The sequence below is a fragment of the Kouleothrix sp. genome (genome assembly GCF_046328425.1).
Classification (GTDB): domain Bacteria; phylum Chloroflexota; class Chloroflexia; order Chloroflexales; family Roseiflexaceae; genus Kouleothrix.
The window spans coordinates 65,310-86,962 of sequence record NZ_JAXLWP010000006.1; the positions used below are offsets into that span (position 1 = coordinate 65,310).

Consider the following 21,653-nt stretch of genomic DNA (forward strand, 5'->3'; position numbering starts at 1 on the left):
ACCCTCTCCTTCTCGGCTGTGCTGGGCGCGGCCAGCACAGGTTGCCAAGCGCTTTTATGAGGCGTCAGCATAGCACACTCGCAGTGCCGGCGCAATGAAGGTGGCTCAGGCGAACCAGAACGGCGAGCCGGCGGGCAGGTGTGTGGCCGGGACGCCGGGCAGGCGCTCGCCAAGCCACTCGGCGAGGTAGGCCATGCCGGCCTCTTCGCTGGGCGCGTGCCCGGTGACAATCAGGCCGCGCGCGAAGCCAAGCAGACCGGCGTCGCGCACGTACTCGCTGGTCTCCCACTCGGCGATCTCGCCGCACACCAGCACGTCGACCTCGTGCTGGCTCATCACGTCGATCTGCACGCGCCCGCCGATCGCGCCGACCAGCAGGCCCACGCGGCGGCAGGGCAGATCGGGGCTGCCGACTGCGCGCAGCATCGTGATGCCGAGCTTGTGCTTGAGCTGCGCGGCCAGGTCGGCCAGCGTGGTGGGCGGGATGTCGAAGATGGGCGCGTCGGGGTGGGCCGGCTGCCAGCCGAGCGCGCGCAGCACGCCGGTGTAGATGCCGTCGGGCTGGTGCATGTGCCAGTGATCGTGGAAGCGCCAGATCACCAGGCCGTGGCGCTCGATCAGCGCGTGCTTGGCCTGGTACACCGGGTCGTGCTCGAGCCAGTCGGTGGTGTCGAGGTGGTTGTAGAACGTTGGCTCGTGGGTGATCAGCAGGTTGGCGCCGGCGGCGGCGGCGCGCTCGATCACCTCGCAGGTGGCCATGAAGGTGGTGGCGATGCCGCGCAGCGGCTGCTGCGCGTCGCCAATCTTCACAGTATCGACAGTATCGTAGGCCGGGTCGAATGGCGTGGCCGCCAGGATCGTGTCGATCGCGGCGGCGATGGTGAGTGGCGATGGCATAGCGCCCCTTTCGAAAATCAGCCGAACAGCGGTTGCGGGCAGGCCAGCCGCCATGATACACCGTTTCTAGCCGGCGACGACTATAGTCTACTACTACATCCGGCTGAACATTTGCTGTATGTGAGGGGGTTTGGGGGCGGGGAAGCCGCCCCAAACCCCAGCAAAGCGTACGTAATCAAGCGAAGTTGGTATAAGCTAGGATCGAGGAAGCGATGACGCGAGGGTTCTGGTTCGCGCTCGGCGCGGCGCTGCTGAGCGCGGTGGGCGGGATGATGTTGCTGGGGCTGCCAGGCGCGCTGATCTTCGCGGTCGCGACGCCGGTGATCACGCTGCTGTTTGGCGCGGGCGCGCTCGATGCGCTGCCGGCCGACAGCTACTGGCCGATCGCGATCTTCATAACGCTGCTGTGGCCGCCTTCGATCGTGGCGGGCTACCTGCTGGCCTACCGCAGGCTGGCAGGGGCGACGGCGATGCGGCGGCACGCCAGCTTTGTGGCGGTGCTGGCCGTGTGGGGGCTGGTGTTGTCGGTGGCGATGTTTCTGCTGGGGCGGAAGACGTAGGCGCGCTGGGAATGCGGCACGGGGGCGGCGAAGCCGCCCCCCAACCCCCCACCAATTGGTATTAGGCTTCTTCGGCGCGCACGTTGATCATCGTGGCCATGCGCGTCAGCTCTTTGTCGGTGGTGCCCTCTTCCTGCAGCGTCGCGTCGAGCTGGCTGGCGTCGTCGCGGAAGCCGAGCAGCTGGGCGTAGGTGCGCAGCGTGCCATACGAGGCGATCTCGTAGTGCTCGACCTTCTGAGCCGCGCCGATCAGGGCGGCGTCGAGCACATCGGGGCTAGCCTTTTCCTTCATGATCTCGTCGCCCTCGGCGATCAGGCCCTTCATGGCCTTGCAAGCCTTGCGCTCGGCCTTCGCGCCGTGGTTTTTGAACACCGTCTCAAGCCGCCGGATCTGCTCCTCGGTCTGCTTGAGGTGCTTCTCGAAGCCGGTCTTGAGCTGTGTCGACGACGCGGCCTTGATCATCTTGGGCAGCGCCTCGGTGATCTGGTGCTCGGCGTCGTACATGTCTTGCAGGTCGGCCATGTACAGGTCTTCCAGCGAAGTCATTTTCATGGAAGTGCTCCTCTCGTGTGGCGGCGGCGCTTTTCAAAGCAACGGGGCCGGTACTGCGGCCAGGCCGCGTCCCCAAGCCCCACAAACCACCGCCGCTTGTTGCAATGCCACCATTGGCATAGCCGAAAGGGAGCAAGCTGCGTGCCATCGCGGCTATCGCGCCACCAGGCCGCCGTCGACGGCGAGCGCGTGGCCAGTGACAAACGCTGCCGCTTCGGAGCAGAGCCACACGACCGCCTCGGCCACCTCCTCGGGGGTGCCGAGCCGGCCGAGCGCGTGGGCGCGCGCCAGGCGCGCGTTGGCCTGGGCGTCGTCGTTGGTGAATCGCACGAGCATGGGCGTGTGGATGAAGCCAGGGCAGACGGCGTTGACGCGCACCCCGGCGCGGGCATATTCGAGCGCGGCGGTTTTGGTGAGCCCGACGACGCCGTGCTTGCTGGCGCTGTAGGCGGCCAGGCCCTCGGAGCCCACCAGCCCGGCCACCGAGGCGGTATTGACGATCGCGCCGCCGCCCTGGCCGATCATCTGGCGGATCTCGGCCTGGAGGCACAGCCACACGCCCTTGAGGTTCACGGCGATGATCCGATCCCACTCGTCTTCGCCGCATTCGAGCATCGGGCCGGGCTGGCCCTCGATGCCGGCGTTGTTGTGCGCGTAGTCGAGCCGGCCGAAGCGCGCGACGGCCTGGGCGATCATCGTGTGCACGTCGGCGCTGCGCGACACGTCGGCGTGCAGGAAGAGCGCGGTGCCGCCGTCGCGGCCGATCGCGTCGGCGGCGGCCTGCCCTGCATCGTCGTTGGTGTCGGCCAGCACCACTGCAGCGCCGCGGCGGGCGAATGCCAGCGCGGTGGCGCGGCCAATGCCCGAGCCGCCGCCGGTGACGAGTGCGACCTTGCCAGCCATGTCGTTATTCATTGCAGTTCTCCTTATACTAGTACGCTCTTCGCTTGATCACGTATAGATTGTGTTGCACTGCGTGGCGAAGCCACGCAGTGCAACACAAAGAATGGGGCGGCGAAGCCGCCCCCAAACCCCAACCAAAGTGTAAGTAGCGGCGAAGCCGCCCTCGAACCCTCACTGTACAGCAATCGAGCATATGTGTTTAGCCGACGACCATCCCGGTATGCCCCTGGGTCGCCCCGCAGGATTGCTATCGCTGCCTTTGGCTAGAGCGTGGCGAAAGCATCGCGCGCGGCATCGAGCGTGCGCTCGACGAGCGCGTCGTCGTGCGCGAGCGACACGAACGCGGCCTCGAACTGCGAGGGCGCGAGATACACGCCGCGCTCGAGCATGGCGTGGAAGAAGCGCGCGTAGCGCGCGGTGTCGGCGTGCTGCTTGGCGCTGGCGTAGTCGCGCACGGGCGCGGCGGTGAAGAAGAAGCCCCACATGCTGCCGGCTGCGGCGGCCTGGAGCGGCACGCCGGCGGCCTCGGCGGCCTGGGCGAAGCCGTCGCGCAAGCGCGTGGCGGCGCTCTCGAGCCGCGCGAACGCGCCCGGCGCGCCGATCGCCTCGAGGGTCGCGATGCCGGCGACCATCGCCAGCGGATTGCCCGAGAGCGTGCCGGCCTGGTAGACCGGCCCGGCCGGCGCGATCTGCTGCATGATCTCGCGGCGCCCGCCGTAGGCCGCAGCCGGCAGACCGCCGCCGATCACCTTGCCGAGGCATGTCAGGTCGGGCGTAACGCCGTAGCGCGCCTGCGCGCCGCCGTAGGCCACGCGAAAGCCAGTCATCACCTCGTCGAACACCAGCAGCGCGCCGTGTGCATCGGCCAGGGCGCGCAGGCCGGCCAGAAAGCCCTCGGCCGGGAGCACCAGGCCCATGTTGCCGGCCACCGGCTCGACGATGATCGCCGCGACCTGCTCGGGGTGCTGCTTGAGCAGCCGCTCGACGGCCGCGAGGTCGTTGAATGGCGCGCTGAGCGTGCCGGCGGTGGCGGCAGCGGGCACGCCGGGGCTGTCGGGCAGCCCCAGTGTCGCGACGCCCGAGCCGGCCTGCACCAGGAACTCGTCGGCGTGGCCGTGGTAGCAGCCGGCGAACTTGATGACCTTGGCGCGGCCAGTGTAGGCGCGCGCCAGCCGCACGGCGCTCATGGTGGCCTCGGTGCCCGACGAGACAAAGCGCACCAGCTCGACGGCCGGCATGGCCCGGCTGATCAGCCGCGCCAGCTCGCTCTCGATTGCGGTTGGCGCGCCGAACGAGGTGCCGCGCGCGGCCTGCTCGGCCACAGCCGCCACAACGCGCGGGTGGGCATGGCCGAGGATCAGCGGCCCCCACGAGAGCACGTAATCGATGTACTGGTTGCCGTCGGCGTCGGTGAGGATGGCGCCGGCGCCGCGCTCGATAAAGCGCGGCACGCCGCCGACGCCGCGAAACGCGCGCACGGGGCTGTTCACGCCGCCGGGGATGAGCTGCTGGGCCTCGGCGAACAGCGCGGCCGAGCGAGTGGTACCGAGCATTGCAATGCCTCCTTGAGCGGCTTGAATGGGTACATTCAAGCCAGAGTAGTGTCCGGCTGTATGCCTGTGGGCGCGCCGGCCGCCAGGGCTTCGAGCCGGCCGATCGCGGCGCGCACCTCGGCGAGCAGGCGCGGGTAGTCGAGCGCGGCGAAGTCGGTGGTGTCGACGTCGATGCGCGCGCCGCCGATATCGAGAAAATCGTTGCGCGGGCCGGCGCCTTCGCGCGCCACCGGCTCGTACACGGCGACGTTCAGGTGATCGAGGTGGCCAGGGTGGCGCGTGCCGCTTTCGGTGCGGCGCTTGAAGCGCTCGAACAGCACCGGGCCATCGGCCATGCAGCGCACCTGGAGCGGCAAAAATGGGTGCTGCTCGGCCAGCGCGCGCAGGCGCTCGTGGTCGTGGGCCGGGTCGAAGTTGCTCTCGACGATCAGCGAGCGGCCGGCGCGCAGCAGCGCCTCGGCGGTATGGTACAGCAGCGCATAGCTGGCCCCGCCGAGTCGCTGCGACCAGGCCAGGTCGTCCCAGCCGAGCGTATCGAACAGCAGCTCCTTGAATGCGTCGCGGTGGAATAGCGGCAGCCGCAGCTCGGCGGCCAGCCAGGCGCCGAGCGTCGTCTTGCCCGAGCAGGGCGGCCCCGAGATGATCATCAGCAGTGGTGTTGGCATCGACTCACTCAACTGCGGCGGCGCGGCCGCGCACAAAGGCCGCGGCCATGGCGGCGCCAAGCCACGCCAGCGCCGCGCACACGAGCATCACCGTGCGAAAGGTATCGACGAACGCCAGCCGCACGGCCTGCCGAGCGGCTTCGGCCTCGGCGGGCGCGAGCGTAGCTGGCAGCGCCTGCGCCCGAGCTGCGCGCCACGCTGCAGCGTGGCGCGCGCGGCAGGGCTGAGCGGCAGCGCGGCGGCGTGGCGAGCGAGCGCGCCCGAGTAGAGCGAGAGCGCCAGCGCGCCGACGACGGCCAGCGCCAGCACCCCGGCGACGCGTGAGATTGCGTTGTTGATGCCCGAGGCCGTGCCGGCGGCGCGCCCCGATACCGCGCCCATCACCGCCGCCGTAAGCGGCGCGACAGTGATGGCCATGCCCAGGCCCAGCAGCAGCACGCACCGCAGAAAGGTGCTCCAGTACTGGCTGGGGCCGCGCGTCAGCCCGACAAGCGCGAACGCGGCGAAGCTCAGGCCCACCAGCGCGGGGCCGGCGATCAGCGGCCCGCGCGCGCCGTAGCGGTCGGCCAGGGCACCGGCGCGGCGCGCCAGCAGCGCCAGCGTGAGCGCGAACGGCGTGAAGGCCAGCCCGGCCAGCGACTGGCTGTAGCCCTGGGCGTTCACCAGGTTCAGCGACAGAAAGAAGGTGGCGACGGTGAGCGCGCCATACAGGAACAGCGTCAGCAGGTTGGTTCCGCTGAATGTACGCGACTGGAACAGGTGCAGCGGCATCATCGGGTGGGGGCTGCGCGCCTCGACGGCCACGAACGCCGCCAGCGCGGCCAGGCCGCCCAGCAGCGTGCCGAGCACCAGCGCGTCGGTGAAGCCGCGATCGGGCGCGGCGATGCTGCCGTAGGTCAGGCCGGCCAGCCCGAGCGAGGCCAGCGCCGCGCCGGGGTAGTCGATCGGCCCGGCGGCAGCGCTGCGGCCCTCGGGCACGAAGCGCGCAAGCACTGCCAGCGCGGCCAGGCCGATCGGCAGGTTGATCAGAAACACGCCGCGCCACAGCCCGGCCTGGGCCAGCAGGCCGCCGAGGATCGGCCCGGCGATCGTCACCAGCGTGGTGGCCGACGACCACGCGCCGATCGCGCGGCCGCGCCGCTCGGCCGGGTACGAAGCGCTGATCAGCGCCAGGCTGCCGGGGATCATCAGCGCGCCGCCGAGGCCCTGGAGCAGCCGCGCGCCGATCAGCACCGCGATGCTGGGCGCCAGGCCGCAGGCCAGCGAGGCCAGCAGGAACAGGCCAATGCCGGCCATAAACACGCGCTTGCGGCCGAGCGCGTCGCCGAGCGCGCCGCCGAACAGGATCAGCGCGGCGAGCATCAGCAGGTAGGCGTTCACCACCCACAGCAGCTGCGCGCCGCTGGCGCCCAGGCTGGCCTGCAGCGCTGGCAGCGCCACATTCAGCGCCGACGAATCGATAAACGCCATGCTCGACGCCAGGATCGCGGCGGCCAGCACCCAGCGCAGCTGGCGGTCGGGAAGTGGTTGCAATCGGCTACCCCTCTTGGGCTACAGCGCCAGCTCGCCGCGCAGCACCGTCACCGCGCCGCCGCCGACCCGGACCGTCTCGATAGCATCGGGCGTGCCGACGACCTCGACCTGCGCCTGGCCGGGGCGCTGCATCCAGTGGCCCTGCTCGGCCACGAAGCGCGGCTGGGCTATCAGGCGGTAGCGCCACAGGTAGGCGGCCATGCCGCCGGTGGCCGAGCCGGTGAATGGATCCTCGGACGTGTCGGGCGGCGTGCCGAAGTGCCGCGCGAATGTCTGCCCGGCCGGGGTGGCACCGCCGAGGCAGAACAGGTGCGGGCTGAAAAATCCGGCCGCGCCGCGAAAGCGCGCATAGGCGGCGGCATCGGCGATCGTGGCGCGGCGGAGCGCGGCGTGGTCGCGTAGCGGCAGCATCAGCTGTGGCGTGCCGGTGCTGACCACCTGGATCGGCACGCCAGGCAGCGCGTCGCCGGCAGCGAGGCCGAAGATCGGCAGCACCTCGTCGGCCGGGAAGGTCGCCAGAAACTGCGGCTGCTTCTGCGACATCGTCACCGTATGCACCAGGCCGTGGCTGGCCTGAACGTCGACGCGGATCGGGCCGACCTTCAGCTCAAGCGCGATCGTCGTGTGGTCGCCGGCAAGCCGAAGCCGCCCGCTCTCAAACAGCGCGAATACCGTGGCGACGGTTGGATGGCCGGCGAGCGGGATCTCTTCGGCCGGCGTGAAATAGCGCGCGCCGACATCGGCCACGGCCGATCGCACCACGAACGCAGTCTCCGACAGGTTCATCTCGCGGGCGATCGCCAGCATGGTCGCGTCGTCGAGCGTGTCGGCGTCGAACACGATTGCGCACGGGTTGCCGCCAAGCGGGTGGTTGGTGAAGGCGTCGACCTGCATAAACGGAAACGTGGGCATTGCTCTTGGGTCCTTCTGCTCCTTCCCGCCGAGCGGGGAGAGGCATCTGTGGGTGCGGCGGCCTTGCCGCCGCCACCGCACCATGTTCAGGCAGCTTCTAAGAAGCTGTTTGAACATGGTGGTTTGGAGGGACGAAGTCCCTCCAAGTATTCACTTTTTCTGGCGGGTGGCGGCCACGAATGTGGCCGCCACCGCCAGAAGAAGTGCGAGGGACATAGGCCCTCGCGCACCCCCTTCCCAAACAGGCTCTAAATGCGCTGCGCGGTGCTCGGCTCAGGCGTGCGCGAGGGCGGAATGGCGGGCCTGCGCCAGCAGCAGCGCGATCGCGCACGATGCCATGCGGCTGAGCGGGTTGTCGGCGCTGCTGGTGAGCACGATCGGCACGCGCGCGCCCAGCACTACCCCGGCCGACTCGGCGTCGGCCAGGTATTCGAGCTGCTTCACCAGCATGGTGCCGGACTCGAGATCGGGCACGACCAGGATGTCGGCCTGGCCGGCCACCGGCGAGGTAATACCCTGCGCCTGGGCCGCTTCGGCCGAGACGGCGGTATCAAAGCCGAGCGGGCCGTCGACCAGGCCGCCGCTGATCTGGCCGCGCTCGACCATCTTGCACAGCGCGGCGGCGTCGAGTGTCGAGCGGATGCGCGGGTTGATCGTCTCGACCGCCGAGAGCAGCGCGACTTTTGGCTGCTCGATGCCCAGAACGCGCGCCAGGCGAATGGCATTCTGTACGATGTCGCGCTTGTCGTCGAGCGTGGGCGACACGTTCATCATCGAGTCGGTCAGAAACAGCGGCCGCGGGTATGTCGGCACGTCGAGCACGAACACGTGGCTCATGCGGTGGCCGGTGCCCAGGCCGTTGGCAGGGTCGACCAGCGCGCGCAGAAACTCCTCGGGGCGCAGGCTGCCGTTCATGAGCGCGTCGGCCTCGCCGGATCGCGCCAGCGCCGCAGCCTTCGCCAGGGCGGCGTTGCGATGCTCGACGGCGACCAGCTGGTAGGGGCCAATGTCGACCCCGGCCTCGTCGGCGACGGCGCGGATCTTGGCCTCGGGGCCGATCAGCAGGGGAACAATCAGGCCGGCGCGCGCGGCCTCGATCGCCTCGAGCAGCGCGCTGTGCTCGACTGGGTGCACCACGCCGGTGCGGATGGGCGGCAGCCCGGCGGCGGCGGCGATCAGCTGGCGGTAGCGCGCGCCGTGGTCGTGCAGGTGCACGTCGGGCAGGCTCACGCGCGGGCGCTTGACCTTCTCGCTCGGCGCGATCACCTCGGCGGTGCCGCCGATCACCGGATCGCCGGCCTGGTTGACGCACGCGCAGTCGAAGGTAATGCGGTGCTTCTCGGCGTCTTTGAGCGTGGCCTGCACCGACACCGTGATGGTGTCGCCGACGGCGACCGGCCGGCGGAAGCGCAGCGTCTGCCCGAGGTAGATCGTGCCGGGGCCGGGCAGCTGGGTGCCGAGCAGGGTCGAGATCAGCGCGCCGCCCCACATGCCATGCGCAATGATCTTGTGGAACATGTCGTTGCGAGCGTACTCTTCGTCGAGGTGGGCCGGGTTTACATCGCCCGACATCACCGCGAACAGTTTGATGTCAGCCTCAGTGAGCGTGCGGGTGAGGCTGGCGCTATCGCCGACTGCGATCTCGTCGAAAGTGCGGTTCTCGATGTATTCCATGTGGCTACTCCTGAGCGAGCCAGCGCAGCGCCTCCTTGGCATAGTAGCTAATGATCAAGTCGGCGCCAGCGCGCTTGATGGCGATCAGGCTCTCGAGCGCGGCACGACGCTCGTCGATCCAGCCGTTCTGCGCGGCCGCCTTGATCATAGCATATTCTCCGCTCACCTGATACGCCGCCAGCGGCAGGTCGTAGCGCGCACGCACGGCGCTGATGATGTCGAGGTACGCGCCGGCGGGCTTGACCATGAGCATGTCGGCGCCTTCGGCGGCGTCGAGCGCGACCTCGCGCAGCGCCTCGCGCGCGTTGGCCGGGTCCATCTGGTAGGCCCGCCGGTCGCCGAACTGGGGTGTGCTCTCGGCAGCCTCGCGAAACGGCCCGTAGAATGCCGAGGCGAACTTGGCGGCATAGGCCAGGATCGGCACGCCCTGGTGGCCGGCGGCGTCGAGCGCGGCGCGGATAGCGGCCACCTGGCCGTCCATCATGGCGCTGGGGGCCACGATATCGGCGCCGGCGTCGGCGTAGGCCACGGCCGCGCGCGCCAGCAGCTCGAGCGTCGGGTCGTTCTGCACGTCGCCGCTGCCTGGCTCGGGCGAGAGCACGCCGCAGTGGCCGTGGTCGGTGTACTCGCACATGCACACGTCGGCCACCACGGCCATGTCGGGGGCGCGGCGCTTGATCGCGCGGATGGCGCTTGGCACCGGCCCATTGGCGGCCCACGCGCCGCTGCCCTGGGCATCTTTCTGCGCCGGGATGCCGAACAGCAGCACGGCGGGCACGCGCAGCTCGGCCAGATCGTCGACCTCGCGGTCGATCCGGTCGGCCGAGAGCTGGGCGTGGCCGGGCATCGAGCCGATCGGGCGCGCGATGCCACGGCCCTCGGCGATGAACAGCGGCGCGATCAGATCCTGCGCGCCCAGCGTCGTCTCGCGCACCATGCGGCGCAGCGTGGCGGTGCGGCGCAGCCGGCGCGGGCGGAAGAGTAGCGACATACAAAGGTCTCCTTGGGTGTTGCAGGTTTGCAGGCTGAACGTTCCAACGTTTAACGTGCAACGTCCTGGCGCTCCGGCGTGCCAACCGCCGGCCCGCTGAACCACTGAACTAGCGCGTCGAGCAGGCCGCTCTCGGTGTACTCGCGTGCCTCGGCGGCCACGCGCAGGCCCTCGGCGCGCGCGGTAGCGGCGGTGATCGGGCCGATACAGACGACGGCTGTGCGATTGAGCGCCGCCACCGCCGTGGGCCGGTCGAAGCCGTGCGCGCCGAGGCCGTCGAGCAGGTAGCGCACGGTCGACGAGCTGGTGAAGGTGATCGCGCCGAGCGTGCCGGCGCGCAGCCAGCTGGCCAGATCGGCCGCGCCGGGGCCGGGCACCGTGCGGTAGGCCGCCACCTCGTCCACCTCGGCGCCCTTGGCGCGCAGCCCAACCGCCAGCGCCTCGCGCGCGATGTCGGCGCGCGGCAGCAGAATGCGCTGGCCGGCCACGTCGCCGATCTCGTCTACGATCGCCTCGGCCACGTAGGCGCCGGGCACGAACGACGCGCGCAGGCCGTGCTCGGCCAGCGCCTCGGCGGTCGCCGGGCCGATCGCGCCGATCGCAATTCGGCGCAGCGGCATGCTGCTTGCGCCGAGCTCGGCCATGCGGCCGAGCAGCGCCTGCACGCCATTCGCGCTCGTGACGATCAGCCAGCTGTAGCTGCCCAGCCGCGCGATCGCCGCGTCGAGCGCGGCGGGGTCGGCCGGCGGCGCGATGGCGATCGACGGGCAGGCCAGCGGCTCGGCGCCCAGCGCGCGCAGCCGAGCCAGCAGCGCGGCGGCCTGGTGCGCCGGGCGGGTGACGGCTACGCGGATGCCGGCGAGCGGCAGTGATGGTGTGCTGCTCATATGGTTAAGCGAGAGGGTGCGGCGCAGCCGCGCGGGCGCCCGCGCTGGGCACGTGCTCATTCTTCCCCGGCTGGTATGGGCAAAACGGGTCTTCGGCCAGCGGGTCGCCGCTGGCGGCGAAGGCGCGCGAGCGCGATCCGCCGCAGATCACCCGGTGATCGCAGCTGCCGCACTTGCCGGTGAAGCCGCTGGGCTGGTGCAGGCTGGCGAACAGCGGCGCGCTGCGGTACATTTCGGGCAGCGAGTCGTGGCGGACATTGCCGGCCGCCAGCGGCAGAAAGCCAGCCGGGCAGATATCGCCGGTATGCGAGACAAACACAATACCGTGGCCGTCGCGGATGCCAAACCCGCGGTAGGCCGGCGTCTGTTTGATCTCGGCCGGCGACAGCCCCTCGGCGCGCATGAGCTCGAGCGCGACCCTGCGGTACGAGGGCGCCTCGGTGGTGGCCACGGCGAATGGCGCCACGCGGCTGGTGGCATACACCCAGCGCATCAGCGCCTCGCCCTGCTCGGGGCTGAGCGCCTCGAGCACGCGCCCGCGCCCGACGGAGATCAGGAAGAACAGGCTCCAGCGCGCCACGCGCAGGCCCTTCAGTAGCTCAAACACCGCTGGCAGATCGGCGGCGGTCTCGGCGGCCACCAGCGTGTTCACCTGCAGCGGGATGCCCAGCTCGGCGGCCCAGCGCGCGGCCAGAATGGTGCGCTCGAAGCAGCCGTCGATGCCGCGAATGGCGTCGTGGCGCTCGGCCGCCGCGCCGTCGAGGCTCAGGCCCAGCCCGGCCACGCCATGCTGCCGCAGCTGCTCGAGCACGTGGTATGTCAGGCGCGGCGTGGCGGCCGGCGTGATCGACACGCTGACGCCGAGGCGCACGGCCTCGTCGATTAGCTCGAACAGATCGGGCCGCTGCAGCGGGTCGCCGCCGGTGAGAATGACCTGCGGCCGCGGCTCGCCGAAATCGGCCACCTGGCGCAGCAGCGCCTTGCCCTCTGCGGTGCTCAGCTGGCCGGGGTGGGCCGCCAGCATGGCCTCGGCGCGGCAGTGGCGGCAGGCCAGCGCGCACGATTGGGTCATCTCCCAGTACACATTCAGCGGCGTGCTGGCGTAATCGCGCGGGGCGTGGTGGCGGCTGTGCATTGCCGGTACGGCAGTGTTCATGATGCGTTACTCCGCTTGTAGAAGCGCCAGGCCGCCGTTGGCCAGCAGTTCGTCGGCCAGCGCCGTGCCGAGCGCGGAAGGGTTGGCGGCCGGGCCGCGCCGCGCGCCGCGCACCACGCGGCCATCGCGCGCGCCGACCATGCCGCCAAGCTGGATCTGGTCGCCCTCGGCCTGGGCGTAGGCCGCGATCGGCACCTGGCATCCGCCGCCAAGCCGCGCCAGGAACGCGCGCTCGGCGGTGACGGCTAGGCGCGTGGCCGGATGATCGAGCGGCGCCAGCAGCGCCGCCAGTTCGGCGTCGCCGGCGCGCGCCTCGATGCCGAGCGCGCCCTGGCTCACCGCCGGCAGCATCTGCGCCGGGCTCAGCAGCTCGGTGATCTCGCCTGCCAGCCCCAGCCGCCGCAGCCCGGCGGCCGCCAGCACGATCGCGTCGTACTGGCCTTCGCGTAGCTTGCGCAGGCGCGTGTCGACATTGCCGCGCAGGTCGGCGACGCGCAGGTCGGGCCGGATCGCGCGCAGCTGGCAGGCGCGCCGCAGGCTGCTGGTGCCGACGCGCGCGCCCTCGGGCAGCTCGGCCAGGCGCTCGCCGCGCAGCGACACCAGCGCGTCCAAGGGGTTCTCGCGTGCCGGGAGGGCCGCCAGCGCCATGTCGGGCGGCAGCTCCGAGGGCAGATCCTTGGCGCTGTGCACGGCCAGGTCGACCCGCCGCTCGCGCATCGCCTGCTCGATCTCGCTGACGAACAGGCCCTTGTCGCCGATCGCGCTGAGCGGCCGGTCGAGGATCAGGTCGCCTTTCGTGGTGATCTGCTCGACGCCAACCTCCAGGCCCGGCCAGGCCGCCAGCAGCGCGTCGCGGATGGCGTATGTCTGCGCCAGGGCCAGCTTGCTCGCGCGCGTGCCGATCACCACGAGCGACGGCAGATGGACGGCGGCTGGCCCGCCGCTTGCCATTCCTCGGGCGATACGCGAGATTGTGTCAGAAGCCATAGTGTTGCTCATCGCAGGGTGTTCTTTCAGCTGCCCGCGCTCTCTAGCACCACCGCGCGAATCACCTCGACGAACTCGGGGTCGGCGTTGGGCATGCGGATGCGCCGCAGCGTCATGCCAAGCGCGCGGGCTTTGGCCTGCGCCTCGGTGTCGATATCCCACAGCACCTCGAGATGCTCGGCCACGAAGCCGAACGGCACGCTGAGCACGTAGCGCACGCCCTCGCCGTGCAGGGTTTGCAGGTAGTCCACGATGTCTGGCCCGAGCCACGGCTCGGGCGTGGGCGCGGCGCTCTGGAAGCAGAAGCGGTGCTCGCGCAGGCCCACCAGCGCGCTGATCGCGGCGGCGCTCTCGCGCAGCTGAGCTACGTACGGGTCGCCCATGGCCACGATTTTCTCGGGCAGGCTGTGGGCGCTGAACAGCACGGCGACCTGGCCCTGGGCCTCGGGCGGGAACTCGGCCAGCGCGGCGCGAATGCGGTCGGTGATCAGCGCGCGGAACAGCGGGTGATCGTGCCAGTGTTCGACGAAGCGGAAGCTGAACGGCCGATCGAGCTGCGCGAGCGCTTTTTCGGTGTAGCTGCGGTAGCCCTCGAGGCTGTAGCGCGAGTAGTGCGGCGCCAGCACCACGCCCACCACCTCGCGGATGCCGTCGGCGGCGATCTGCGGCACGACCTCGGCGATATATGGGTGCCAGTGCTTCATGGCCAGGTACACGCGGTAGCGGCCGGGGAACTCGTGCTCAAGCCGGGCGCGCAGCTGATCGGCCACGCCTTTGGTCAGCTCGTACAGCGGCGTCTGCCCGCCGACTTTCTCGTAGCGCCCGATCAGGTCGGCCAGCTGCTCGGGCGAGGGCTTGCGGCCGCCGCGGATATGTGTGTAGTATGGCTCGACATCGGCCAGCGTCTCGGGCGTGCCGTAGGCCATCACCATGATGCCGGTCGGAGTGGTTTCGCTCATATGTTGGTGCCTTTGAGTGCCCCCAATGCGCAGGGGCACGGTGCCCTTCCTGTCAGTGCGAAGAGTATTCATGCACGAAGTCGGCCAGCCGCGCGACGTGCTCGACCGGCGTTTCGGTAAGGATGCCGTGGCCGAGGTTGAAGATGTGGCCGGGCCGGCCGGCGGCGCGATCCAGAATAGCGGCGGCGCGGCGCTCGATCGCCTCCCACGGGCCAAACAATGTGTGCGGGTCGAGGTTGCCCTGCACGGCCACGCCCGGCCCGAGCTGCGCCCAGGCGTCGTCGAGCGCGATGCGCCAGTCGAGCCCGACCACGTCGGCGCCGGTGTGGCGCAGCATGCCGAGCATGCCGCTCATGTCGGTGCCGAAGTAGATCACCGGGGCGCCAGGGCCGCCTGCGCCGGGCGCCTGGTCTTGAGTTGTTGGCTCGTGGCGCTTGATCGCGGCAACGATCTGCTGCACATACGGCAGCACGAACTCGGCGTAGTCGTCGGGGGCGAGCGCACCGGCCCAGCTGTCGAACAGCTGGATCGCGTCGGCGCCGGCCGCGAGCTGCGCCAGCGCGTAGTCGCTCACCAGCCGCGCGAGCTTGGCCATCAGCGCGTGCCAGGCGTCGGGCTGGCGGTGCATCAGCTGTTTGGTGCGCCGGTACTCGCGCGAGCCGCCGCCCTCGATCGCGTAGCTGGCGAGTGTGAACGGCGCGCCGCTGAAGCCGATCAGCGGCAGCGTGGCGCCAAGCTCGCGCCGCACCAGCCGGATGGCCTCGAGCGTGTAGCCCACGGTCTCGCGCGGGTCGGGCTGCGCGAGCGCGGCGATATCGGCCGGGGCGCGCAGGGGGTTGTGGATCACCGGCCCCTCGCCCTTGGCGTAGCTCAGGCACAGGCCCATGCCCTCAAGCGGCGGCAGGATGTCGGCGTAGATAATCGCCGCGTCGACGGCAAAGGCGCGTATGGGCTGGAGCGTGATCTCGGCGGCCAGCTCGGGCGTCTTCACCATCTCGAGAAAGCCGTAGCGCTCGCGGATGGCGCGGTACTCGGGCATATAGCGGCCGGCCTGGCGCATAAACCACACCGGGGTGCGGTCGGCCGGCTGGCGGCGGCAGGCTTTAAGAAAGCGATCGTTCAAACGATACCTCATGAGTGCTAAGTACAGGCTACCGCAGGTTCGATCCGAGTTTTCAGGACGAAGGACGAAACAGCGCCGTCTTTCGTCTTCCATCTTTCGTCAAACCCGGTTCGGATGTGTGATAGGCTGCACTCAGTTTTGAGTTTCGAGTTCAGCTCTATGCAAAACTCAGAACTTACAGCTCAAAACTACCCAATCAGCTCAAGCGCCTCGCGCAGCGGCCGGTGGATGCCGGTGATGATCGGCGTGTCGCGCAGCGTGTAGCGCCGCGCCTCGGTGTCGCGCAGCACCGTCACCAGCTCGCTGAAGCGCGGCAGATCGTCCATCTCGTAGGCCACCACAAACTCCTGGTCGTCGAGGCCGGTCGAGTACAGCAGCACCTGGCGGATGTCGGCGTAGTCGTGGCCGATGCGCATGTGCTCGTTCATCATGCCCTGGCGCGCGTCGCGGCTCATCAGGTACCACTCGGTGGTCTTGCTGAACGGGTAGACCGTCAGGAAGGTCTGGCGGTCGTTCAGCTCGATCGCCTGCTCCTGGGTGGTCGGGCGCTTGGTGTAGTTCGAGGGCCGGGTGAAGCCGTACAGGTTGTGGGCAAGCTCGAGGTACGCGCCCAGGCCGGTTTGCAGCAGCCGCGCGGTCATCTCCTGCATGCCGATCGGGTCGGCGCCGCGCCGCCACAGCAGCAGGTCGCAGCCGGTCTTCATGCCGATCGTGCTGTAGGCCCATGTGGCGACGCCGGGCGCGTACTCTTCGATGGCGCGCGCGAATGATTCGCGGCCGTCTTCGCGGGCGCCGTGCGGCAGCCGCCGCCAGGCTGGGTCGGCTTTGAAGGCGGTGTACTGCACGAACCAGCGCTCGGGCGTATGCTCTAGAGATGCCATGGACTGTCCTTTCCGTGTCTACTATCTCACAGGCGGCGGCGCGGGCTAGGTGCCGAGCTGAAACAGCTCTTGCACGAGCGCGGCCAGCTGGCCGCCGCTGTGAGGGTCTTTCAATGCGCTGATCGGCTGGTGCAGCAGCTTGTTGACGATCGCGGCGCTCAGCGCGCCGATCGCGGCCTGCTCCTGCGGCGAAAGGTGCGCGAGCTTGGCCAGCGTGCGCTCGAGCTCGGCGGCGCGAATGTGCTCGGCGCGCTCGCGCAGCGCCCGGATGGTCGGCACCACGTGCTGCGTGCCCCACCACTCCTCGAAGCGCGCGATCTCGCCGTCGACCAGCCGCTCGGCGTGGGCCACCTCGGCCTCGCGCGCGCCCCGGTTCGCCTCGCAGATTACCTGCAGGCTGTCGACATCCCACAGCCGCACGCCGGGAACTTGCGCGGCCAGCGGCTCGATATCGCGCGGCACCGCTAGGTCGAGCAGCAGCAGCCCGGCGGCGCGGCCGGCGCTGGCACGCGCGACCATGCTGGCGTCGACGACGTAGCCGGGCGCGGCGGTGCAGCAGATCGCCACGTCGGCGGCGGCCAGCGCCGGCTCAAGCTGACCATACGGCAGGGCGCTGGCGCCGTAGGCGTCGGCCAGGGCGCGGGCGCGCTCGGCGGTGCGGTTGACGATCGTCACCTCGGCGTGCGCGCCGCGCAGGTGCTTCAGCGCCAGCTCGGCCGTGCGCCCGGCGCCCAGCAGCAGCACGCGCCGCCTCGCCAGATCGCCTAGCTGCTCGCGGGCGATGTCGAGCGCCACCGACACCACCGACAGGTGCTGGCGGGCGATGCCCGTTTCGGTGCGTACGCGCTTGCCCACCGCCAGGGCGTGCTGTAGCAGCCGGGTGGTGGCCTGCCCGGCCGTGCCGGCAGCCTGCGCGTCGGCCAGCGCGCCCTTCAGCTGTGTCTGGATCTGCTCCTCGCCCAGCACCATCGAGTCGAGCCCGGCGGCCAGCCGGAACAGGTGCCGCACGGCGGCCGGGCCGCTGTAGGCGTAGAGGTGCGCGGTGAGCTGCTCGGCTGGAATATGGTGGCGCTCAGTCAGAAAGGCGATCAGCGCGGCCGAGGCATCCTGGCCATCGGCCACCAGCCCGCCGATCTCGACGCGGTTGCATGTCGAGATAATAAAGCCCTCGCCGGCGTGCGCGCGCAGATCGGCCAGCGCAGCCTGGGTATCGGCCGGGCTAATCGCGAGCTGCTCGCGCATCGCAACCGGGCAGATGCGCTGGTGGGTTCCGATAATGGCGAACTGTGTCACGTGTATGTCCTTTTGGGAAAAGAGACCGCCGGCGGTGCTCTGCTCTCGGTGTCGCTAGCCCTGCGCGTGATTCTCGAAGCCGGCGATCACGCCGAGCAGAATCGCGTCCATGAAATGATCGAGGCGCGCGTGCAGCCCCGCCGCCGCGGCCAGATCGGTCGGCTGGGCGATGCCCGGCAGCGGCATGGCCAGCTGGGCGAAGGCGCTGCGGAAGAACAGAAACGCCTCGACGGTGTCGTGCAGGCTGACGCCGCCGGCGCGCGACTCGCGGCCGTAGCTCTCGCCGATCGCGCGCGCCTCGACCAGAAAGCGGCTGTCGTCTTCGCGCCGGTTGATATACTGGATCAGCAGGCCGAGCAGGCGCTGCCCCAGCCCGCGCATGCGGCTTGTGAGTGGCGCTGCGCTGAAGCGCGTGTGCCACTCTTGCTGCGCCAGCATGTGGCTGTCAAACGCCCAGGTGGTGCCGGCCGGCGGCTTCGCAGGGCTATGATGCGGCACCAGCGCGGCGGTCTGCGGCGCGTCGACCAGCCGGGCGATCGCGGCGCGCGAAAAGCGCCGGTGCCCGCCTAGCGTCCGCTTCATTGGCACGCGCCCACTGTCGCCCCAGCGGCGCAAGGTCGAGGTATTGACCCCCAGCAGCGCGCTGGCTTCGTGCAGCGACAGCCACTCGGCGTCGTCGGGCGTCGGGATGTCGGCGTGTGTGTTCATCGGTGCTTCCTGGCAGGTGCGAAAGCGAGCATGGGCAGTGCGCGAAGGTGCCTAGTTGCCTGTGATGCTGGTGGCCGCGCCGGCCGCGCGCGCCTGGCGCACGAAGCCCAGCGCCGCAGTGGCGGCCTGCTGGCCCTGGCGCACACAGTCGGGTATGCCGACGCCGCGGTAGGCACTGCCGCTCAGCAGCAGGCCCGGCGGGCACAGCGCGTCGAGCCCGTCCATCCGCTCGAGGTGGCCTACGTCGTACTGCGGGTTCGCGCGCGGCCAGCGGTAGATCCGGCTCCACAGCGGCTCGGCGCGAATGCCCAGGATCGACTCAACCTCGGCCCGCACGAGCGCGAGCAGCGCCGCGTCGCCCAGCTCGGCCACATCGGGGTTGCGCGAGCCGCCCACGAACACCCGCAGCAGCACGGCGTCGTCGGGGGCGCGGTGCGCGAACTTGCTCGATGTCACGGTGATCGCATTGATCCGCCGCCGTTCGCTGCGCGGGATCACCACTCCGTAGCCGTCGGGCAGCTGGCCGAGCGCGTCGCGGCGGTAGGCCAGCGACACAGTGCCGGTGGTGACGTAGCGGATCTGGCGCAGGCCCTCGGCCAGCGCTGGCGCGAATGGCGCCACCAGGCCAGCGGTGGCATAGGCCGGCGTGGCCAAGATCAGCGCGTCGGCGTCGAGCGTGGCGCCGTCGTCGAGCCGCAGCCGGTACGGCCGCGCGGCCGTCGGGTCGTGCGCCAGCGCGGCCACGCCGCGCCCGCTCATCAGCGTGCCGCCGATCGCGCTCACCAGCGCGCTGGCGAGCCCGGCCACGCCGTTTTTCAGCGTCACAAAAGGCGCGCCTGCCGGCTGCTTGCCCGCGCCGGCCGCGCGCTGGGCGATCATGCCGCGGATCAGGCTGCCGTGCCGTGCTTCAACCTCGCGCAGCCGCGGAAAAGTTGCCAGAATGCTCTGCCGCTCGGTTTCGGAGTTGTAGATGCCCGACATGAGCGGGTCGGCCAGCTTGTCGAGCGCCTCGCGGCCCAGGCGCCGGCGGATGAACTCGGCCAGCGTCTCGTCGGCGCCGTCGCGCCGTGGCGGCGTGAGCAGGTCGAGCGCCATGCGCAGCTTGCCCCACGGCGAGATCAGCGGCGAGAGCGCGAATGGCAGTATGCGCGTCGGCACTACCAGCATCATGCCGTCGGGCATCGGGCGCAGCCGCCCGCCCGAAAGCACATACACCTTGCCGCGCCGCTCGCTGATTGGGATCAGCTGGTCGGCCAGCCCCAGGTCGCGCGCCAGCTGCAGGCCCCACGGCTTCTGGGTGATGAATGAGTCCGGGCCGCCCTCGACCACAAACTCGCCGACGGTTTCGCTGAGCAGCTTGCCGCCCCAGCGCGCGTCGCGCTCGATCAGCGTGCACTGCAGCGGAATGCCGGCCGCGCGGGCAGCCCGCTCGAGGTAGAAGGCCGCGCTCAGCCCGGTGATGCCGCCGCCTACGATCGCGACGTGGCCATGCTCGTGGCTCGCTGCGCCGCGCTCGCTCAACACTGCTTGGTGTGCCATACGTTTAAATCTATCAGGAAATCTATCAAATCTATCAAATCTCGCATTATTTTAACCGTAAGATCGCCGGATGTCAAGGCAGAGAATGGATAGATTTGCCCGATTCTAGTGCGCAAAGCTGACACATTTGCTGCCCAACAGCTGTGCAGCGCGCGGCTGCTACTGGCCGAGCGCCTGGCGCAGCGCCGTCAGCAAAGCGGGGTAGTCGAGGCGTGTGAAGTCGCTGGTGTCGAGGTCGATCCGCGTGCCGCCGATCGCGAGTGGTGGCATGGCGCCGACCATACCGGCGGCGCTGAGGCCCACAAGCTCCTGCTGCTCGACATGGCCGGGGTGGCGCTCGCCGCTGCCGCTGCGCCGCTGCATGCGCTCGAGGATTGCCGCCGGGTCGGCGTAGCAGCGGATCTGGAAAGGCTGGTAGCTGTAGCGTTGTGCGAGTGCCGCGATCCGCGCCGAGTTTGGCTCGTGCTGAAAGTTGCTCTCGAGGATGAACGGGCCACCGGCGCGCATGAGCAGCTCGGCGGCGTGGAACAACAGCTCGTAGCTGGTGGCGCCTAGCCGGCGCGACCAGGCGCGGTCGCTCCAGCCAAGCGTATCAAACAGGATCTCTTTGAGCGCGTCGCGCGCCAGCAGCGGGAGGCGCAGGTCGCTGGCCAGGCGGCGGCTGAGGGCGGTTTTGCCGGTGGCTGGCGGCCCGGTGACGACGACCAGTGTGGCCGGGGTGGGCGGGCTCATTCCGCCAGCTGCTCGGCCGCCAGGCGCAGCTCGCCGTAGACGCGTGCGAGATCGGCGGCCTGGTAGTGCGCATTCAGCCCGCTGGGGTTGGGCAGCACCCACACCAGCGTGTCGCCCAAGCGCGCATCCTGGCGGCCCGGCGTGGCGCGTGGCTGGCCGAACGCGGCGCGGTATGCCGTGACGCCCAGCACCGCCAGGATGCGCGGCCGCAGCTCGCCGACCTTTTCGCGCAGCAGCGCGCCGCCCGCAACCAGCTCGGCCGGGGCCAGCTCGTCGGCGGTGGCGGTGGCGCGCGCAACAAGATTGGTGATGCCATAGCCCAGCGGCAGCAGCTCGCGCTCTTCGCTCGGCTGCAGCCGGCGCGGCGTGAAGCCGGCGGCGTGCAGCGTTGGCCAGAAGCGATTCCCCGGCCGCGCGAAGTGATGTCCGGTGACGCCGGAGTACAGGCCGGGGTTGATCCCGCAGAACAGCACAAGCAGGCCAGGGGCGATGATATCGGGGATCGTGCGGCCGGCCGCGGCCAGTAGCTCGGCGCGAGTGGGTGGGCGAAGGTTGCTCATGGCGCTCCTGTTTGCTTGCGCGGCCTGGCCACAGGGTGTTCGTGGCGCGATTAGACTTTCTCGGAAACAGCTGAAGTCTATTATACCCCGTCTGCGTGCTCGTAGCCGCTTGCGGCCATGGAACGGGATGTGCTTAAGATGCCGGTGTACCGCGAGCCGCATCAGAAAGGGGCGCCCATGAGCACAATCTACGATGCGCTGATTGGCCTGTCGCCGTCGCGCGATGCCGAGTTGATCGAGGGGTACCGGCGCTACGCCGGCCAGCTGGCGGCGCTGCTGACCCCCGACCAGGTCGAAACGTACGCCGCCTACATCCGCCGCACTGGCACGCTGCCGATCTTCGAGGATCTGGATGCCGAAGAGCTGGTCGCGCTCACGCCCGAAGAGAACGTGATCGCCACGTCGATCATCGCCGACGAGCAGGCCGCAATGGAGAACCGGCGCGTGGTCGCGCTGTTGCTGCAGCATTCCGCGCCTGGCGCGCCGGCCATGCCTGCGCCGGGCGGCTAGGGGCTGCTGCGAAGCTGGTTCGAGCGCCGCACCGCGCCCGTACACGTTCCGATAGATGGCTTTAGGGCTTACGCGGT

General features: G+C 70.0%; 22 protein-coding genes. 2 read left to right on the forward strand and 20 right to left on the reverse strand.

Annotated elements, in window-relative coordinates; genetic code table 11:
• Positions 1-105 precede the first annotated feature (105 nt).
• On the reverse strand, positions 106-897 hold the full coding sequence (locus tag U0177_RS06445) for a Nif3-like dinuclear metal center hexameric protein (protein WP_409569783.1): 792 nt from the start codon (positions 895-897) through the stop codon (positions 106-108).
• A gap of 212 nt (positions 898-1,109) precedes the next feature.
• On the opposite strand from U0177_RS06445, the gene U0177_RS06450 reads away from it, so the two are divergent.
• The gene (locus U0177_RS06450; protein WP_409569784.1) at positions 1,110-1,457 is read left to right on the forward strand and encodes a hypothetical protein; all 348 of its coding nucleotides are present in this window, start codon (positions 1,110-1,112) and stop codon (positions 1,455-1,457) included.
• A 61-nt stretch (positions 1,458-1,518) separates the two neighbouring features.
• On the opposite strand, the gene U0177_RS06455 is transcribed toward U0177_RS06450, so the two are convergent.
• The 19 genes from U0177_RS06455 to mug all read right to left on the reverse strand — a co-directional run bounded on the left by U0177_RS06455 (position 1,519) and on the right by mug (position 21,066).
• Positions 1,519-2,010 carry a ferritin-like domain-containing protein gene (locus U0177_RS06455; RefSeq protein ID WP_409569785.1) on the reverse strand — a complete coding sequence of 164 codons (492 nt, stop codon included), beginning with the start codon at positions 2,008-2,010 and terminating at the stop codon, positions 1,519-1,521.
• Between the two features lie 153 nt (positions 2,011-2,163).
• Complete coding sequence (locus U0177_RS06460; RefSeq protein WP_409569786.1) at positions 2,164-2,925, reverse strand: SDR family oxidoreductase; 762 nt, start codon at positions 2,923-2,925, stop codon at positions 2,164-2,166.
• Between the two features lie 251 nt (positions 2,926-3,176).
• Positions 3,177-4,466: a glutamate-1-semialdehyde 2,1-aminomutase gene (hemL, locus tag U0177_RS06465; protein ID WP_409569787.1), complete on the reverse strand. Its 1,290-nt coding sequence runs from the start codon at positions 4,464-4,466 to the stop codon at positions 3,177-3,179.
• Between the two features lie 35 nt (positions 4,467-4,501).
• A complete protein-coding gene (locus U0177_RS06470; protein WP_409569788.1) occupies positions 4,502-5,131 on the reverse strand; it encodes an AAA family ATPase in 630 nt (209 codons plus the stop codon).
• 87 nt (positions 5,132-5,218) lie between these two features.
• On the reverse strand, positions 5,219-6,664 hold the full coding sequence (locus U0177_RS06475; protein WP_409569789.1) for an MFS transporter: 1,446 nt from the start codon (positions 6,662-6,664) through the stop codon (positions 5,219-5,221).
• A gap of 18 nt (positions 6,665-6,682) precedes the next feature.
• A complete protein-coding gene (locus U0177_RS06480; RefSeq protein ID WP_409569790.1) occupies positions 6,683-7,576 on the reverse strand; it encodes a PhzF family phenazine biosynthesis protein in 894 nt (297 codons plus the stop codon).
• Between the two features lie 273 nt (positions 7,577-7,849).
• Positions 7,850-9,250, reverse strand: coding sequence for a bifunctional enoyl-CoA hydratase/phosphate acetyltransferase (locus U0177_RS06485; protein ID WP_409569791.1), 1,401 nt, complete (start codon positions 9,248-9,250; stop codon positions 7,850-7,852).
• A 4-nt stretch (positions 9,251-9,254) separates the two neighbouring features.
• Positions 9,255-10,241 carry a porphobilinogen synthase gene (hemB, locus tag U0177_RS06490; RefSeq protein ID WP_409569792.1) on the reverse strand — a complete coding sequence of 329 codons (987 nt, stop codon included), beginning with the start codon at positions 10,239-10,241 and terminating at the stop codon, positions 9,255-9,257.
• A 50-nt stretch (positions 10,242-10,291) separates the two neighbouring features.
• Positions 10,292-11,128 carry a uroporphyrinogen-III synthase gene (locus U0177_RS06495; RefSeq protein ID WP_409569793.1) on the reverse strand — a complete coding sequence of 279 codons (837 nt, stop codon included), beginning with the start codon at positions 11,126-11,128 and terminating at the stop codon, positions 10,292-10,294.
• 4 nt (positions 11,129-11,132) lie between these two features.
• A complete protein-coding gene (locus U0177_RS06500; RefSeq protein ID WP_409569794.1) occupies positions 11,133-12,284 on the reverse strand; it encodes a TIGR04053 family radical SAM/SPASM domain-containing protein in 1,152 nt (383 codons plus the stop codon).
• Between the two features lie 6 nt (positions 12,285-12,290).
• Positions 12,291-13,235, reverse strand: coding sequence for a hydroxymethylbilane synthase (gene hemC, locus U0177_RS06505; protein ID WP_409569949.1), 945 nt, complete (start codon positions 13,233-13,235; stop codon positions 12,291-12,293).
• 62 nt (positions 13,236-13,297) lie between these two features.
• The gene (hemH, locus tag U0177_RS06510) at positions 13,298-14,230 is read right to left on the reverse strand and encodes a ferrochelatase (RefSeq protein ID WP_409569795.1); all 933 of its coding nucleotides are present in this window, start codon (positions 14,228-14,230) and stop codon (positions 13,298-13,300) included.
• Positions 14,231-14,282: 52 nt separating this feature from the next.
• Positions 14,283-15,446 carry a uroporphyrinogen decarboxylase gene (hemE, locus tag U0177_RS06515; protein WP_409569796.1) on the reverse strand — a complete coding sequence of 388 codons (1,164 nt, stop codon included), beginning with the start codon at positions 15,444-15,446 and terminating at the stop codon, positions 14,283-14,285.
• A gap of 95 nt (positions 15,447-15,541) precedes the next feature.
• A complete protein-coding gene (locus U0177_RS06520; protein ID WP_409569797.1) occupies positions 15,542-16,234 on the reverse strand; it encodes a chlorite dismutase family protein in 693 nt (230 codons plus the stop codon).
• 45 nt (positions 16,235-16,279) lie between these two features.
• Positions 16,280-17,527 (reverse strand): glutamyl-tRNA reductase, encoded by a 1,248-nt coding sequence (hemA, locus tag U0177_RS06525; RefSeq protein ID WP_409569798.1) that lies wholly within the window; start codon positions 17,525-17,527, stop codon positions 16,280-16,282.
• A gap of 54 nt (positions 17,528-17,581) precedes the next feature.
• A complete protein-coding gene (locus U0177_RS06530; RefSeq protein ID WP_409569799.1) occupies positions 17,582-18,235 on the reverse strand; it encodes a MerR family transcriptional regulator in 654 nt (217 codons plus the stop codon).
• 51 nt (positions 18,236-18,286) lie between these two features.
• On the reverse strand, positions 18,287-19,774 hold the full coding sequence (hemG, locus tag U0177_RS06535) for a protoporphyrinogen oxidase (RefSeq protein ID WP_409569800.1): 1,488 nt from the start codon (positions 19,772-19,774) through the stop codon (positions 18,287-18,289).
• A gap of 159 nt (positions 19,775-19,933) precedes the next feature.
• Complete coding sequence (locus U0177_RS06540; protein WP_409569801.1) at positions 19,934-20,506, reverse strand: AAA family ATPase; 573 nt, start codon at positions 20,504-20,506, stop codon at positions 19,934-19,936.
• Positions 20,503-21,066: a G/U mismatch-specific DNA glycosylase gene (gene mug / locus U0177_RS06545; RefSeq protein WP_409569950.1), complete on the reverse strand. Its 564-nt coding sequence runs from the start codon at positions 21,064-21,066 to the stop codon at positions 20,503-20,505. The genes U0177_RS06540 and mug overlap by 4 nt, the downstream gene beginning before the upstream one ends.
• Before the next feature lie 177 nt (positions 21,067-21,243).
• On the opposite strand from mug, the gene U0177_RS06550 reads away from it, so the two are divergent.
• On the forward strand, positions 21,244-21,576 hold the full coding sequence (locus U0177_RS06550; protein ID WP_409569802.1) for a hypothetical protein: 333 nt from the start codon (positions 21,244-21,246) through the stop codon (positions 21,574-21,576).
• The last annotated feature ends 77 nt before the right edge of the window (positions 21,577-21,653 follow it).